At 42.7% G+C, this 15,615-nt stretch carries 15 protein-coding genes; 1 reads left to right on the forward strand and 14 read right to left on the reverse strand.

The genetic code is table 11. From position 1 onward, the window contains the following. Nucleotides 1-87: 87 nt before the first annotated feature. On the reverse strand, nt 88-1,263 hold the full coding sequence (locus BN587_RS03940; RefSeq protein WP_021719848.1) for an ABC transporter substrate-binding protein: 1,176 nt from the start codon (nt 1,261-1,263) through the stop codon (nt 88-90). Nucleotides 1,264-1,429: 166 nt separating this feature from the next. After that, nucleotides 1,430-2,602, reverse strand: coding sequence for an ABC transporter substrate-binding protein (locus tag BN587_RS03945; RefSeq protein WP_021719849.1), 1,173 nt, complete (start codon nt 2,600-2,602; stop codon nt 1,430-1,432). Nucleotides 2,603-2,967: 365 nt separating this feature from the next. Here BN587_RS03945 and BN587_RS03950 point away from each other — a divergent pair, with 365 nt between their 5' ends. Continuing rightward, the gene (locus BN587_RS03950; protein ID WP_021719850.1) at nt 2,968-3,381 is read left to right on the forward strand and encodes a hypothetical protein; all 414 of its coding nucleotides are present in this window, start codon (nt 2,968-2,970) and stop codon (nt 3,379-3,381) included. 85 nt (nt 3,382-3,466) lie between these two features. Here BN587_RS03950 and BN587_RS03955 read toward each other — a convergent pair whose 3' ends face one another. The 12 genes from BN587_RS03955 to BN587_RS04010 all read right to left on the reverse strand — a co-directional run bounded on the left by BN587_RS03955 (nt 3,467) and on the right by BN587_RS04010 (nt 15,485). Beyond that, a complete protein-coding gene (locus BN587_RS03955; RefSeq protein ID WP_021719851.1) occupies nt 3,467-3,943 on the reverse strand; it encodes a DUF4446 family protein in 477 nt (158 codons plus the stop codon). Between the two features lie 85 nt (nt 3,944-4,028). Then, entirely contained in the window at nt 4,029-5,021 is a 993-nt protein-coding gene (locus BN587_RS03960) for a ParB/RepB/Spo0J family partition protein (RefSeq protein WP_021719852.1), read from the reverse strand. Next, a complete protein-coding gene (locus tag BN587_RS03965; RefSeq protein ID WP_021719853.1) occupies nt 5,014-5,775 on the reverse strand; it encodes a ParA family protein in 762 nt (253 codons plus the stop codon). The genes BN587_RS03960 and BN587_RS03965 overlap by 8 nt, the downstream gene beginning before the upstream one ends. Before the next feature lie 163 nt (nt 5,776-5,938). Further along, the gene (locus BN587_RS03970; RefSeq protein WP_021719854.1) at nt 5,939-8,560 is read right to left on the reverse strand and encodes a DEAD/DEAH box helicase; all 2,622 of its coding nucleotides are present in this window, start codon (nt 8,558-8,560) and stop codon (nt 5,939-5,941) included. Nucleotides 8,561-8,570: 10 nt separating this feature from the next. After that, on the reverse strand, nt 8,571-10,148 hold the full coding sequence (locus tag BN587_RS03975; RefSeq protein ID WP_021719855.1) for a site-specific DNA-methyltransferase: 1,578 nt from the start codon (nt 10,146-10,148) through the stop codon (nt 8,571-8,573). A 300-nt stretch (nt 10,149-10,448) separates the two neighbouring features. After that, nucleotides 10,449-10,730 carry a hypothetical protein gene (locus BN587_RS03980; protein ID WP_021719856.1) on the reverse strand — a complete coding sequence of 94 codons (282 nt, stop codon included), beginning with the start codon at nt 10,728-10,730 and terminating at the stop codon, nt 10,449-10,451. A 1-nt stretch (nt 10,731) separates the two neighbouring features. Beyond that, a complete protein-coding gene (locus BN587_RS03985; protein WP_021719857.1) occupies nt 10,732-11,127 on the reverse strand; it encodes a hypothetical protein in 396 nt (131 codons plus the stop codon). A 1-nt stretch (nt 11,128) separates the two neighbouring features. After that, nucleotides 11,129-11,800 carry a DUF4417 domain-containing protein gene (locus tag BN587_RS03990; protein ID WP_021719858.1) on the reverse strand — a complete coding sequence of 224 codons (672 nt, stop codon included), beginning with the start codon at nt 11,798-11,800 and terminating at the stop codon, nt 11,129-11,131. A gap of 188 nt (nt 11,801-11,988) precedes the next feature. Beyond that, nucleotides 11,989-12,732 (reverse strand): Fic family protein, encoded by a 744-nt coding sequence (locus BN587_RS03995; protein ID WP_021719859.1) that lies wholly within the window; start codon nt 12,730-12,732, stop codon nt 11,989-11,991. Between the two features lie 251 nt (nt 12,733-12,983). Next, complete coding sequence (ychF, locus tag BN587_RS04000) at nt 12,984-14,090, reverse strand: redox-regulated ATPase YchF (RefSeq protein WP_021719860.1); 1,107 nt, start codon at nt 14,088-14,090, stop codon at nt 12,984-12,986. Nucleotides 14,091-14,253: 163 nt separating this feature from the next. Continuing rightward, on the reverse strand, nt 14,254-14,739 hold the full coding sequence (locus tag BN587_RS04005; RefSeq protein ID WP_021719861.1) for a PepSY domain-containing protein: 486 nt from the start codon (nt 14,737-14,739) through the stop codon (nt 14,254-14,256). A 41-nt stretch (nt 14,740-14,780) separates the two neighbouring features. After that, nucleotides 14,781-15,485 (reverse strand): hypothetical protein, encoded by a 705-nt coding sequence (locus tag BN587_RS04010; RefSeq protein ID WP_021719862.1) that lies wholly within the window; start codon nt 15,483-15,485, stop codon nt 14,781-14,783. Nucleotides 15,486-15,615: the final 130 nt, after the last annotated feature.

The raw sequence follows: 15,615 nt of genomic DNA on the forward strand, positions 1-15,615 counted from the left end.
GGGACACGCTTACTTAAAGGAAAAGGCTGTTGCTACGCAAAACAACAGCCTCGTTGATTGAATCAGATTAACTACTAATGTAAACTATCAGGGATTAACTTTAGTTTTAAAGGTTTGTTTGCCATCTTTATGTTCGATAATTACAGCACTCTTGATCGGGTTGTGCTCTTCGTTAAAGGTTACTTCACCGGATACACCCTTGAAGCCTTTAATCTTAGCCATTGCTTCAGCAATTTTAGCCGGATCGGCACTGCCTGCATCTTCGATTGCTTTAGCAACCAGCAGAGTGGAATCATATGCCAATGCTGCAAATACATCCGGGTTGGTGTTGTAGGCTTTTTTGTATTCAGCTACGAATTCTTTGTTCAGATCAGAGGTATCGTCCGGAGAATACAGGCTGGAGAAGAAGGTGTTTTCCAGAGCAGCTTTGCCGGCAATTTCAGGAAGCTTAGCGCTGTCCCAACCGTCGCCACCTGCCATAGGAACGTTGATGCCCATCTCACGAGCTTGTTTAACAATCAGGCCAACCTCCTGGTAATAACCGGGGATGTAGATGAAATCAGGTTTTGCAGCTTTGATTTTTGTCAAAGTAGATTTGAAGTCGGTATCCTTTTGCAGATATGCTTCTTCAATTACAACCTGACCGCCGTTTTTAACAAAGTTCTCTTTGAAGAACTGTGCCAGACCTTTAGCATAGTCACTTGTATTATCGATATAGATAGCAGCCCTCTTCACTTTAAGTTCATTAGAAGCAAAGCTTGCCATTACAGTACCCTGGAACGGATCAATAAAGCAGGTACGGAAGCTGTAGGGTTTAACCTGTTTAGTTTTAGGATCAACAGTAACGTCCGGGTTAGTGCCCATAGGTGTAATATCTACAACCTTAGCACCATTATTGATTGCACCGGATGCGATTACAGCAGAGGATTGGTTAGGACCGATTACTGCTACAACCTTATCCTGAGAAATCAGCTTTTGCATACCGTTAGTTGCTTCAGAGGCTTCAGATTTGGTATCAGCAACAACTAACGAAAGTTTTTTGCCGCCCAGCACACCTTTTTCATTTATTTTTTTCAGTGCCAGGTCGATGCCGTTTTTACCGGAAATACCGAAGGATGCGCTGCCGCCGGTCATTTCCAGCAGGCCGCCTACCTTAATGGTATCGCCGTCAGCTCCTTTAGAGCCGCCTCCGCAACCGGTCAGCGCGCTCATAAATACAGCGCCGGCTGCTAGTACAGATAACAATTTAGTTACTCTTTTCATGGTTTATTCCCCCTCAGAAATAAATAAATAAAATATATTTTTTATAGAGGGCGCATCTAGTAGACGCGCCCGGTCTAACTTAATAAATAACCCATGGAATAGAAGTCTTGTTGTACTTTCTGATATTTACTTGTAGAATTTTTTATGTTTATTTTTTTGTTAACAATTACAGGCTGATTTTTTCAACCAGAGTCGGAGTACCGGATTCCAGACCGATAATCAGAGCAGGCATTACCGGGTTGTGGTTAGCATCAAAGGTAAGCTTGCCGCTTGCAACCGGCAGGTCTTTGGTTTCAGCAATTGCTTTAGCCAGTTTGGTGCCATCAGTGGAGCCTGCACGTTTCAGAGCATCTGCCAGAATCAGGCCTGCATTGTAGCCCTGCATTGCGAAGATATCAGGATCTTTTTGGTATTTCTCTTTGAATTTCTTGATGAAGTCCTGAACGGATTTGTCTTGGTCTTTAGCATTGAAGGCACTTACATAGTAGCAACCCTTCAGAGCATCTTTACCGGCGATTTCAGCAAGCTTCGGGCTTTCCCAGCCATCGGAGCCCAGCATCGGGCAGGTGATGCCGATTTCGCGAGCTTGTTTGATAATCTTGGAAACTTCTTCGTAGTAACCGGGAACATAGATTGCTTCCGGATTGGATGCTTTGAGTTTAGTCAGAGCGGATTTGAAGTCAACGTCCTTGCCCAGGAAAGCTTCCTTAGCAACAATTTTGCCACCCTTGCCTTCCAAGGTTTTTTGGAATACCTCTGCTAAGCCTTTGGAATAGTCACTGGAGGAATCGTAGAAAATAGCTACGTTTTTAACCTTCAGAGTTTTATCGGCAAATACTGCCATTACCTGACCTTGGAACGGGTCGATAAAGCAGGCACGGAATACGAAATCCTTTACCTTGCCGTTTTCTACGGTAATGCTCGGTGCGGTAGCAGCCGGAGCAATATGAGGAATCTTATTTGCAGTGGTGATAGGAGTTGCAGCGTTTACGCAACCGCTGGTTGCAGGTCCGACAATTGCAACTACCTTATCCTGGGTAATCAGCTTGGTTACAGCATTACCGGATTCAGCCGGCTCGGATTTGTTATCGCTTTCAACTACGCTGATTTTTTTACCGTTCACGCCGCCGTTTTTATTAAGTTCGTCTACAGCCAGCTTGAAGCCTTCGTTAATGGATTTACCATAGTTAGCAACATTACCGGTTAATTCGAATGCTGCACCAACCTTAATAGTATCTCCGGTATCAGCTTGTTTCTTTTCTCCGCCACAGCCTGTGAGCAATGCGGCGCACATCATAGCAGCCATAGCTGCAGATGCTAATTTCTTCCATTTTTTCATTTTGAGTCCTTCTTTCCCTTAAAAATAAAATATAAAACACAGTACCGGGAGTGTTCTCAGATTCAACCACTATCCCAGCAACTTTATGTAACCAATTATAGCCGTTGTATTACACTTTTGTCAACGAATTTTTTCATGTTCATTGTATACATGAGAATTTTACACATAAACTGATACATTTTTTATGTTTTCAATTTTCACGTTTGCCGTTTTAGTATTTTTGTGCTTTCCATACAAACTTTGTAGCTTTTGTGTCTTCTTGCTGCCTTTATAGCACTCTGCCTGCAGATAGTGTATAATATAATGCATAAGAATTACTTGCTTTACAAATATAAGCAAGACTATTTATAGAATGAGAGGTATTTATGAACTTTATTGCTTTATTTTTCTTGTGCGTGCGCATGTTTCATTTCATTCATTCCCGCAGAATCGCCTATCTGCTGCAACGCTTTTCCCGAATCTTAGATGAGCGCCGTGCCAACCCCGGACGCAAGCAGGTCATTATTATCGACGGCAGTGCCACCACTTTTATAATTTACTTTCTGCTGGATGTATTCTTCCTGTTATACTGCATCTGGCTGATGCTGCACGACAATACTTGGACCCCAGGTTTTCTGCTGCTTGTGATTGCAGCACTGGAATCCCTCGCTATTCACGCCCGTATCAGCGGTGCCTATGACGAGGACGAGGAAGGCTTTGTTTATCCCCGCACCTGGGTGCGCTACCTCTGCTTCGGAGAGAGCATGTTTATTCTGCTGAGGCTGTTCGAGGGCGCTTAAAAACCCATACTTAAATGGTAAAATTGAAAGCAAAAAATCCCGACAGCAGCCTGTCGGGATTTTTCTTACACTATCATTATTTAAATTACAAGAGTCTTTGCTCTTCCTCTGCCAGCGGATAGCTGGACTTACCATTATCGATATCCTTAGCAAAGCAACGGCTTTCCTCTCTGCCGTAAATGCTGGTCATAATAATACCCTTATTATTCGCATCCGTAAGCAGCAGCGAATAGCTCATTTCACCGCCCATAGCGTCAAAGGCATCATAACGCACAATCTTAATATTCTGCAGACAGTTCTGCACCTGTGCATGCAGCTTCTGATGCTCGTCCTGCAAAACTGCCAGCTCATTCTGCACCGTACGCAGCTCCTGCAGCGTGTCTGTCAGGACAACGTCAATGTTGGCTTCCTTGCCCTGAGTAAAGAAGTCATATTTTTTTTGCAGCTTATTCAGTCTGCCCTGCAGACTAAAGCACATACCCAACGCAACCAACACAATAAGCAACAGAACAATAATAATTGCTGCCGAATGTGTATTAACCAAAAGATTGGCCTGTTCCATCAATAAAAGCCCCCTCATACCAACGCTTATCTAAATTACCGGCCCTTGAAGGCCGTTTTTTCATCTCACTGTCAAACGTCTGAAATCACACATTCAAACGCTTAGGTTCGCCGTTATGCGGCTTATCCTCATGGCGTCCCTGCTGCAGCACCTCATAGATACGCTCCAGGTCCTCAGCGGAATAATATTCAATGTGAATGGTACCGCCCTGGCGTCCCTGCTCATCTAACTTAGGCACAACCTTAACCTTAGTACCCAAAAACTCTACCAGACGCTGTTCAAAATCATGGCAAAAAATATCATTCTCGGTAGGCTCACGCTTAGGCTTCTTTTCCTTATTATCCTTATTTTTGGCTTCTTCCTCGATAAGCTCACGGACAATCTTCAGCTTCTTGCCTTCCTTCAGCTTACGCACAACCTCTTCCGTCATGCGTGAGCTCCAGCCGTTGGCGATAATCGCCTCAGCCACCTCGCACATCTGCTCCGGTTTCGGCAATCCCAAAAGCTGCTTAGCCTGGCCCATCGTCAGCACGCCGTTGATAATTTGCTTCTGTACCTGCTCCGGCAGGTTCAGAAGGCGCAGAATATTAGTCACGGCACTGCGGCTGCGGCCTACCTTTTCTGCAGTCTGCTCCTGCGTCAGCTTAAATTCCTGCATCAGGCGGCGTAAGCCCTGCGCTTCTTCAATCGGGTTCAGGTCATGGCGCTGAATATTTTCAATCAGCGCAATTTCCATCATCTTGGCATCGTCATAATCCTTAACGATAGCAGGCACCTTGGTAAGTCCGGCTAAGCCTGCGGCACGCAGACGGCGTTCGCCTGCCACCAGCTCGTAGCTTCTGCCCTTTTTGCGCACCACTACCGGCTGAACAACGCCAAACTCCTTAATAGAAGCAGCCAGCTCCTGCAGCTTTTCCTCATCAAAGTTGCAGCGCGGCTGATACGGATTCGCTGCGATATTTTTAATAAGCAGCTCCTGTGCAGCACTTGCAGGCTCCTGCGCCTTTTCTACGGCAGGACTGGTATTTTCGCCGAAAATTGCGCCCAGACCCTTGCCTAAGCCGCCCTTCTTACTCATCCTCAATCACCTCACGCGCAAAGTCCATATACACCTGCGCACCCTTAGATTTGCTGTCATAGTCGATAACCGGTTGTCCGTGGCTGGGTGCTTCACTCAGGCGCACGTTACGCGGAATAATCGTCTGATACATTTTTGTTTTGAAGTACTTCTGTACCTCGTTCACAACATCCTGCGACAGGTTTGTTCTACTGTCATACATAGTCATCAGCACACCCTCCAGCTTCAATGCCGGGTTCAGGTTACGCTGTACCAGCTGAATCGTGTTCATCAGCATAGTAACGCCCTCCAGCGCATAAAATTCGCACTGAATCGGAATCATTACCGAGCTGGCAGCTGTCAGGCCGTTGATTGTCAGCAGGCCAAGTGACGGCGGGCAATCAATAATAACGTAATCATAATTATGCTTTACTCTTTCCAGAGAGTTTTTCAAACGTCCTTCACGGTTCATCAGCGAAACAAGCTCTATTTCCGCACCGGCAAGCTGGATAGTAGCAGGCACCAGGTCCAGTCCTTTATAGGCTGTATGCTTAATTACATCCTGCATGGGTACTTCACTGATAATCGCATCATAAATGCATTGCTTAATATCACGTTTATCAAAGCCAAAGCCGCTGGTAGCATTTCCCTGCGGATCACTGTCAATCAAAAGTACCTTGCGTTCCAGCGCCGCCAGGCACGCAGCCAGATTTACCGCCGTAGTAGTCTTGCCAACACCACCCTTCTGGTTGGCAATAGCAATTACCTTTACCAATTCGCTTCACCTCGTAGTCATAGTATATCTATTCTATTTTATCACACTTTACGTGCTCATGGGAAAAGAATTTTTGTTTATTTGCCTTTGTACGCTGCTCCAGCGCCTCCCAACAGCAAAAAGCGCAGCACGCTTTCGCTTGCTGCGCTCAGGTTGCAATGAGCTACAACTTTTTAATCACTTCTGCAAATTCGTCCAGCGTATAAGCACCATCATGCTGGAATTCTTTTTTCTCAAAAACCATCATATAACGATAGTCACGACCTGCAGCTTCCTGCCATTTTCGTCCTAAAAGCAGCTTATTTTCGCTATCATCGTTCGCCAAGTGATCTCCTTTTGCTTCAATCAAAAGTACTTTGCTATTTTTCGTCAACACAAGAAAATCTGGATAATGATTTATAAAACCATTAATACAGAACCCTTGGCGTTCTATAATCCTATGCCACCATACAATATTGCTTTGACCGATAATAACATCCAGTACCTTATGCTCGTACTCATTCATGTCATTTTTTTCTGCTTCATAAAGCGATTTAGGCAAAGCATCAGTAAAATCAAGCGGTGTTATAAAATCAGGCACTTCGTAACGCTCACAGCATTCAATTTCGCCTTCATCCAAAAGCTGCATGAATCTTTTCTGCTTATAAACAGCTGCCAGCTTATCAATTTTTTCCTGAATCTTTTTCGCATAAGTTTCTTTAGCCGTAAGCATTGCCAACAAATCATCACTATGCAAACCATCTATTACACGTTTCACGTAATCTCTGATGTCCGTGCTGCGATAAGCATTTTTGCGATTGATTACGGCACAGATTGCATCTATACAGGTAGCAATTTGTCTTTCCTGCGGCAGGCTGTCCAGATATTCACGCAATTTTTTCTTATCGCTGTCTGTAACCATGCGATATTGCGGCACCGCTTCACCGCTTTGCGCAATATCAACAGAATACATTTCGCCAGAAGCTAATTTGAAATTAACATTTGCATCTTGTCCGGTTAAGCGGAAGCCTTCCAGTAAATTTTCCGGTTCAAGATAGTTAAACGCACCATCATCAAACAAACCAAAATCTGCCTTGATACAGAATTTAGGCAATCGTAAAGCTTTAGCTGATTCAATATTTTCTGTTCTGATTTTAAATCTGTGCTGCATCTGTGCTTCAGTTCCTCCCATAAAATTTTCCCCGGAAGTTTCTTCAGTATACTTCTGCGTCTGCTGCTCTGCCTGGTTTTCCATATCTGTCAAAGACTGACTTTGCTCATCAGTATTATCGATTTGTTCCTTAATATTTTCCGGCGTGATATCCGTGAAATCATCATCATTGTTGTTCTCAACAGCATTCTCATTGTTGTTGAAAAGTTCCTCCTGCTGAGGTTGAGGCTGTGGTTGCTGCTCTTTTGCAGGAACCTCTTCCTCCCCGCCTACACGGTAATCCTTTCGGCTGAAACCGGCACCATTCAACCCCTTGACGATACTGTCCAAGGTATTACGGAAGTCATTAGAACAGCTCAAAACATAAGAAGAGTTCAGTAAAAAATGTTGATGCTGTCTTGTATAAGGCTGACGCAGCACACGGCCTAAAATCTGTTCTACATCAACAGCAGATGTTTTGTTTGCCAGCGAAGCCAAAATATACGCAAACGGACAGTCCCATCCCTCTTTCAGCGCATTAACCGTAATGATATAGCGTACTGCACAAGCTTTGCTCAGCAAGTCTACATTTTTCAAATCATTTTTCTCACCGGTTTTGATAGCTATCTCTTCTTCCGGAATACCAATTTCCAAAAGCAAATGTTTTATTTTATCAAAGGTAGTGTTATCATCGTTACTCCTTGGCTGTGCCTGAAAAAGTACGATAGGACGTATATAATTGCCGGTAACTGCTTCCTCTTCCAGCGCCTTTTGCTCCAGCTTTCCACGCAACTGAATAGCATCGGCAATAACGCTTTCACGGCTGTTACGTTTATAAACTATAACAGGAAGCTTTACCATATTTTCCTTTTTCAGTTCCCTTGCATCAACATACGACACAACGTTACTGTTGCTTTTAGGTGTGGCAGTTAATTCTAAAATAAATGAGGGATAGATATTATTGAGCATTTCTACACTCAAAGCAGAAATTGCATTATGGCTTTCGTCAACAATCGTCACTGGACGCAAATGACGCAACACCTGAATCAGTGCTGTTTCCGGAGTACCTTCCAGCAGAACTTCATCATTTTTATAGAAGGCAGCAAAATCTGCCAGATTACTGTTTTCCTGATAAATTTTCCTGTCATATCTGCGTCCGGAATTAATGCGCAAGGAATCAAAGCTCAATACACAAATGGTTAAAATATGCTGCACCGAATCTGCCGAAAAGCCTTGACCGTTAAGCAGCATAGCTTTGTTCAGCACCTGCACGCGTCCGCCAAAATCTCTGTCTAAAGCTTGCTTGTAGGGATGGTCCGGATTGGACAAATTTTTTAAAGTCTGCTCCAAAATAGGATCTGACGGCACAAGCCAAACTACAAGCTTAGGCTTTTCTGCCGGCATAAAATCAAAAATATGCTTGATAGCACTGCAGGCAAGAAAGGTTTTGCCGCCGCCGGTAGGAACCTTCATGCAGACAGCAGGCACACCCTGAATATTATCTTTATAAGTGGGGACACCGCCGTTGCCTACGCTAATATCCTTTGTCTGCCAATAATTCTTCCAGGCTTCCGCAAGATTGGCGCTCTGCTTTAATGAGTGTAGATAGTTTTGCAAATCCGCTATAACTTTTTTCTGGTAATTTTTTAATTCCATGTTTTTACCCTCACAGCCTTGCGATGTCACGCGGAATCTTTTTAAATGTAATATGGAACTGCTGCAATTTATTTTCTGAAAGAACGCAGGTATCAGCGTAAATAACATAGGCTTCCGCTTGCGTCTTGATGCTCTTCAAGAAAGCAGCATTCAGCGTAGTGCTTGCGTCTTTTTCGTAGTTAAAGTAGTAGGCTGCTCCATGATACACGCCTAAAAGCATCGGTTCTTCGGCAGCTGCCTCCGGCAGCGCCTGTTTTGTTTCCATATAGTATATATATTCACGGATTTTTTCGGTGCTCACAGCATTATTGAGTTTATCATCTACAAGCAGCGGCTCGCCTAATTCATAGTAGCTGAAGTTGCCACCGGTGCCATCCACAGCTTTCTTTCCCTCACCATAACCATTAATCACACGCTTAACACGCTCTGCTGTAATCGTATCTGCATAATCCATCATCTCGATGCAGATAAATTTACGGTTACCGCCATCTGCTTTATTCATATTCAACACAGCGTGAGCAGTTGTACCACTGCCTGCGAAAGAGTCGAGTATAATTTCTCCAGGACGAACTATCCAATCGATTATACGTTGTATAAGCAAAACATTTTTTTCTGTATCAAATCCGGCAAAAGAACCTGAAAGTAAAATGTCCATCCAATTATCACTCAAAAGTTTTCCTGTCTGTGGTGGCACATAATATTGAATAACTCCATTTTCGTTTTTTCTTACAAAATCTAATTTTTCATTTGTTGCCATTAAATGCTCAATAAAAAAATCATCTATTGATATTTTATCTGCATATTGTGCTATATATATCTCGTAATTTTTCATTGCCTTACGCGTTCTATTTTCTTCCCATCTCCATTGTCCAGAAGTTGGTAATGCATCAAAAATTCTGTAACGCATCGTTGGTCTATCAGTTCCGCGCCAAAAAGTATCCCACTTACCAGCTTTTGCTAATTCTAATGGCTTTGATAACTTAGGAAGTTTAGCGTGCGTATTTTTAGAATAAAGATAAATATATTCATGTCCTAAAGATAATGCTTGTACCTCTTCAAACTGCGCCTGTACATTCTTTATTCCTCTTCGCACAGCTATACAATTACGAAAATTAGCTATTCCAAAAATTTCATCCATTATGCATTTTAGATGGGCATACTCAAATACATCAATACTAATAAAAATAACACCGTCATCCGCAAGCAGGCGCTGCAAAAGCTTAAGGCGCGGATACATCATGCACAGCCATTTATCATGACGAGACAAATCCTCGCCCTCTTTGCCTACAACCTGATGCAGCCATCTTTGTATCTGCGGATCATTAACATTATCATTGTACACCCAGTTTTCATTGCCTGTATTGTACGGCGGATCAATATAAATACATTTAATCTTGCCCTCATACTTGGGCAGCAGCGACTTAAGCGCCAGCAAATTGTCACCATGAATAATCATGTTCTCGCTGCCGTTATCTTCTTCATGCTTGCCTGCTTCATCAAAGCTGTACTGCCTTTCCAGCACATGAAAAGGCACTTCCAAATGGTGGTTCAGCACCTTGTCTTTTCCAATCCAGTTTAAAGTCGGCATACATTTCCTCCCGCTCTCTATCTTAATTCGTCCACTCGACCTACTAAAATTTTTCTTTACAATAATTATAATACAGCGCGTACAAATTGACAAAAGAAAAAAGGCTTTCAAAGCTCAACACTTCAAAAGCCTCTAGAATTATGCTATAAAATAAAGAAAGCCGGATTTCTCCGACTCTCTCAAGTATATGTCCGCAAACATATACCCCTATTAGTGCGTATATTATACTACACCAACATACACAACGCAAGTTTTAAATTTTAATTTTGAAGATTTTTATTCTAGCTTCTAAGAAATTTATTAATCATCAACCCATTGAACGTCTTGTTCAGCGTCCCAAAATGTTTTACCTCCAAAAATCGGAGCATCAATGAATGCCTGATAACATTCTTCTATAGTTTTCCCATCATGACACCAAATCTCCTTATCACTCGGTGGCTGGTACTGAATGATTTCCATATGCACAGATTTATCATCTGGCATATATCCTTGAAACCAATATTTGATGCCATCATAAATATAAACTGTATCTTGGCAAGAATAGATCCTGTTCAAAAATTCATTAGGAGTTCCACCAACCATACTATTCCACCCCCACAAAGAACTTATTGTATTTTTGTTTCATTTCCTTAGACAAAACTTTCGCCTTTGTTCTATGAAAAGGTCCCGTTGAATTTTTACTAAATTTATCATCATACAAATGGTAATGCAAAATCGGAGTATGTCGATTCCCTGTCAAAGCCTGTTCTGGATGATATGCTATTTCCATATACAAAACATGTTCTTTATTGTAAAAACGCATCTCATGAAATGTTCCATCTGGCTTTAACTTTATGTAAGCCTCACTGCTATGAGAAGACTCAGGAAGTCCATGCTTATTGCCTATTCCTTGTAAAATTTTTACCCCATCGACCATCCCTACCGTTTTATAAGTATACTCAACATTATTACCTGCTGCATACGAACCTCTTCCACCCATGTTACCGTACCACCTTTCTGGATTTCATATAATCTACTGGAATGAGGTTTCCCTGCATTTCTTGGAAAGGTGTACCGAAACAAATAACTGCTTCTGGATGGATTCTGTTCAGCATCTCATTATACCCACTCATAAATGCCCTCTTATCAGTTTTACAACCAATCATTCCTATAGCAACTACAGAATTTTGTTCTACGCCATCAAAACAAAAGTCATAACTCAATGCATCACTCCAAGAAATTGTAGGAATAACTATTAATCCATGTTCTTGCCAAAAAGCGCCACACCAACGATTTTTAGCTACACTTTCAATTTGTCTCCATGAATTCATTTCTGCATACATAGAAAAGTCAGGCGAAAGAAGAAATCGATACTGCGAATACTTACCCAATGTTCTATCCGGATTGTTATAAACGTTTTCAAAACGATAATCATCAACGAAAAAATGAACTCCTTTCATCTTATTTTCGTCTCTGTCATTATATTTTGCATCAGAACATGCTATGAGTTCAATATCGTCTAAAGTAATAGCTTGCTTCTTAATTAGTGAAAAATTATATTTTCCATGAGTTTTAAACCCATTACGTAAAAATAATTGATCATTGCGTTTTTCAACGCTAGTTCTTATAGACATAAAAATCGTAAATTGCAAACAAACCTGTAATATCATCATGATTATTTTCGGCTACATTAAAATCTGTATCGAAATTCTTCGCGCAAAAAAATAGCCATCCTTACCTCCAAACCGTGACAGCTATTTTTTAGCTAAATGCTTTGGAGAACCGCCTATCGGTAGCCCTCTCTTTTTATTTTATACAAAAACTTCACTGATTTTGCAAATAACTAAGTACATATTCGCCTCTATCTTCTTCTCCTGAGCACCTGCTTCTCCCACGTTTTAACCGTCTGCGCCCGCAAAAAATCCTTCAACGGCTGCAGGTTCTGCTCTTCATCCCACGCCTCCAGCGCGTCAAAATACGCCTTTCTATCCTCCTGATGGATAACAATCGGCGGATGATTATGTATAACCAGCAGATAATTCATCACCAAGCGTCCTGTACGCCCATTGCCATCGGCAAACGGATGGATATTTTCAAACTTAGCATGAAAAAAGGCTGCTGCCGTTAACGCATTCTTATCGTCAACATCGGCAATATCTCCTATAAGCTCCTGCATTTCGTCCGGCACATCCTCCTGCCAGGCACCGGTCTCATTCTTACCTGTTACATAATCGCCCTTTTTATATTCCCCGGGCCGTTCTCCTTTTTTCCAGCGCAAAGGATCATAAGTATTGAGCGTCAGGCGTTTTTGGATTTCTTTTATCAAATTTTCATCAATAGGCTTACGCTCATTAAACGCTGCAAAAAAATACTCATTAGCTAATTTGGCATTGCGAATCTCAAACAAGGTACGGATATCGCCGGTATAGCTTGTAACGCCATCATGCTCAAAAATTTCGCGTGTATCATGATAGGTTACATTAGGATTTTCAATATTACCGGAGTTATATGCAAAAGAAATTACATGCCCGTTAAATGCTTCTTCTAAGTCTGCATCCGTCTGAATATTTTTCGTCTGCCACCAAGCTACAATCTGTTCGTACATCTCCGCACCTCCAATAAACATATTCGTATTTTTACATTATTATACCATATCCCTATACAAAAACCCCTATTCAGCCAACAGAAAATCTGTCGATGCTATAGAATCAATTCTACAAACTTTTGGTTTGCATATCTTTGCAGTTTGAATTACACAAACTTACAGCGCATCTTTTTTAGATGATATATAGCTACACAAAAAGCGCAGCACGCTTTCGCTTGCTGCGCTCAGATTGCATATTACGCTGTTATAAATTATACGTTGAAGCGGAACTCAACAACGTCGCCGTCCTGCATAACGTAATCCTTGCCCTCCAGACGAACCAGGCCTTTTTCACGTGCTGCAGCCTTGCTGCCGCAGGCTACCAAATCATCAAAGGAAACGATTTCCGCACGGATAAAGCCACGCTCAAAGTCGGTATGGATTTTGCCTGCTGCCTGCGGAGCCTTAGTGTTAAGCTTAATAGTCCAGGCACGGGATTCCATTTCGCCCGCAGTCAGGAAGGTCATCAGGCCAAGCAGCTTGAAGCCTGCTTTAATCAGGCGGTCCAGACCGGTTTCCTCCAGGCCTGCCATTTCCAGATATTCCTTAGCCTCTTCTTCCGGAAGCTCAGCAACTTCGCTTTCCATCTTCGCGGAAACAACGATAACCTCAGCATTTTCTTCTGCAGCATATTTCTTTACAGCCTGTACATGCTCGTTACCGGACGGATCAGCAACCTCGCCCTCAGCAACGTTGGTAATGTACAGAACCGGTTTCATGGTCAGCAGATGCAGCTCGTCCAAAAACTCCTGCTCTTCCTCGGTCAGACCAAGGCGGCGTGCCGGCACACCATCAGACAGGCCGGCCATAACCTTTTCCATTACAGCCTGCTCCAGCTTAACCTTTTTATCGCCGGTTTTTGCCAGCTTAACCAGGCGCTCCTGGCGCTTTTCAACGGTTTCCATATCAGCCAGGCACAGTTCAGTGTTGATGATATCAATATCACGCAGAGGATCAATACTGCCTTCAACGTGGGTGATGTTGCCATCCTCAAAGCAACGTACAACCTCGGCAACAGCATCCACCTCACGGATGTGGGACAGGAACTTATTGCCCAGGCCTTCGCCCTTGCTTGCACCCTTTACCAGACCGGCAATATCTACAAAGCGCATAGCTGCCGGAACAATCTTTTTGGATTTAAACATATCGCTCAGAACATCTAAGCGTTTATCAGGCACATCAACAACGCCTACATTAGGCTCAATTGTGCAGAAGGGATAGTTTGCTGCTTCTGCGCCAGCTTTGGTAATAGCATTAAACAGGGTACTTTTGCCTACATTAGGCAGGCCAACGATACCGACTTCTAAATTTGTACTCACGTAAATCGCTCCTCGTCATATATATTTAGTGCGTTAAAAACTCTGTATCTAATATATTTTACAATAATATGCTTTGATATGCAATGTTTTGACGCAAAATGGCACTCTTCCGCAGCATAAAAAAGAGACAGTCCGCAGACTGCCTCTGATTTTTTGCTTAGGCTTAGAAATATTCCAGCTCTCTCTTGGCAAATGCACCGGTTACCGGGTTCATGTCAGCTTCTACTTTATATCTTGCAGTAACGAACTCTACATCATAATGTACATTGTTGCCCTCTTTTTCAGTTTTAATGACAATGTTTTTAGCATCAGGATATGCTTCCAGAACGATTTGTCTGATATCCTCAGGAGTTTTTACCATCATCGTGCTGCCGGCAATATTGCTGCCTTTAATTTCTACTTCCTTAACCTTGGTAGTTGCAAGAACAACTTCTACCTCGTATTCCAGATAATTATCATTATCGCGGAAGTTCAGAACAGCTTCGCCATCTTCTTCCTTGTAGCCATAAAATACAGCAGCAGTAGGAACCTCGGCACGTGCAGCATCAATAACCATCTGCTGATGGCTTTTAGCAGGTGCAGCAAAAGCTACTGCGCTCATTGCCAGCGCAGCCAGCATAGAAAGCAAAACTAATAATTTTTTAAACATAAGTATTCCCCCTTTGAAAAAATATAATCAGCTTACCAGACTTACTGTCTTTCCAAAAGTCTGTTAGCGTAAGCACGCATAGAAGGATTAGCAACGGCCTTGAAATCTGCAGGCGGCAGAGCAAAGGCAGTTGCCTCATCTACGGTATTGGAAACCTCAAGAACCTTGAAGATAGGCAGATAGCTTACTTCGTAGCCCTTCCAGTCGGCGGTGTCCTTTGCATAATAGAAGTTCAGGCTGTTGGTGCCCTTGGTCATCTTATCATAATCATAGCCGGTGGCTGCATCATTACCACCCTGCGGACGTACATTGAACCAGCTGATCAAGGTTTCGGCAAAGGGCATGCTCATGCCCGGCAGCTCAGGAACTCTGTCATAGTTTTTATTAAGATAGTCAATGGTATACCAATAGCCGTTCTTTACAAAGGAAACGGTATCCTTGATTACCTTGCCGTCACCATCGGTAGTAGTGATGCGCTCAGCATTGATGCCATTAGCTTCATTATATTCCGTACGATTTGTGCGCTTTTGCTGTGCTGCCGGCAGCTTAGCATATGCTTCAGGCGTCAGCACCTCACGCATATCAATGGTCTGGGTTACAACCAGATGTACAGGATGCTTATCACTGTTCAAGGTCTCACCCAAAAGCTGGATGGTGCGCTGACCAGGATTATAGGCAAAAGCCATTGCTGTGCAAAGCATCGTAAAAGCAAAGGTCAAAAATAAGGTTCTAAAAGATGTTTTCATGCAATTCACCTCGTATGTATAGTACTACTCTTATTATATCATGTTAAGGCCTGCGTAAATAAGTAAATTTTTTGTGATTTTTACACAAACGAAAACCCCGCAGCCTAATGACTGCGGGGTATAAGTTTCG

It is taken from the genome of Phascolarctobacterium succinatutens CAG:287, assembly GCF_000434895.1.
In the GTDB taxonomy this organism is placed as follows: domain Bacteria; phylum Bacillota; class Negativicutes; order Acidaminococcales; family Acidaminococcaceae; genus Phascolarctobacterium_A; species Phascolarctobacterium_A succinatutens_A.

Excerpts from the sequence above, each read along its gene's own strand:
- BN587_RS03950 (WP_021719850.1), top strand. The coding sequence starts at position 2,968 with ATGAACTTTATTGCTTTATTTTTCTTGTGCGTGCGCATGTTTCATTTC.
- BN587_RS03980 (WP_021719856.1), bottom strand. The coding sequence starts at position 10,730 with ATGGTTGGTGGAACTCCTAATGAATTTTTGAACAGGATCTATTCTTGC.
- BN587_RS03945 (WP_021719849.1), bottom strand. The coding sequence starts at position 2,602 with ATGAAAAAATGGAAGAAATTAGCATCTGCAGCTATGGCTGCTATGATG.
- BN587_RS03985 (WP_021719857.1), bottom strand. The coding sequence starts at position 11,127 with ATGGGTGGAAGAGGTTCGTATGCAGCAGGTAATAATGTTGAGTATACT.
- BN587_RS04010 (WP_021719862.1), bottom strand. The coding sequence starts at position 15,485 with ATGAAAACATCTTTTAGAACCTTATTTTTGACCTTTGCTTTTACGATG.
- BN587_RS03995 (WP_021719859.1), bottom strand. The coding sequence starts at position 12,732 with ATGTACGAACAGATTGTAGCTTGGTGGCAGACGAAAAATATTCAGACG.
- BN587_RS03940 (WP_021719848.1), bottom strand. The coding sequence starts at position 1,263 with ATGAAAAGAGTAACTAAATTGTTATCTGTACTAGCAGCCGGCGCTGTA.
- BN587_RS03990 (WP_021719858.1), bottom strand. The coding sequence starts at position 11,800 with ATGATGATATTACAGGTTTGTTTGCAATTTACGATTTTTATGTCTATA.
- BN587_RS03960 (WP_021719852.1), bottom strand. The coding sequence starts at position 5,021 with ATGAGTAAGAAGGGCGGCTTAGGCAAGGGTCTGGGCGCAATTTTCGGC.
- BN587_RS03970 (WP_021719854.1), bottom strand. The coding sequence starts at position 8,560 with ATGGAATTAAAAAATTACCAGAAAAAAGTTATAGCGGATTTGCAAAAC.
- BN587_RS03975 (WP_021719855.1), bottom strand. The coding sequence starts at position 10,148 with ATGCCGACTTTAAACTGGATTGGAAAAGACAAGGTGCTGAACCACCAT.
- BN587_RS03955 (WP_021719851.1), bottom strand. The coding sequence starts at position 3,943 with ATGGAACAGGCCAATCTTTTGGTTAATACACATTCGGCAGCAATTATT.
- BN587_RS04005 (WP_021719861.1), bottom strand. The coding sequence starts at position 14,739 with ATGTTTAAAAAATTATTAGTTTTGCTTTCTATGCTGGCTGCGCTGGCA.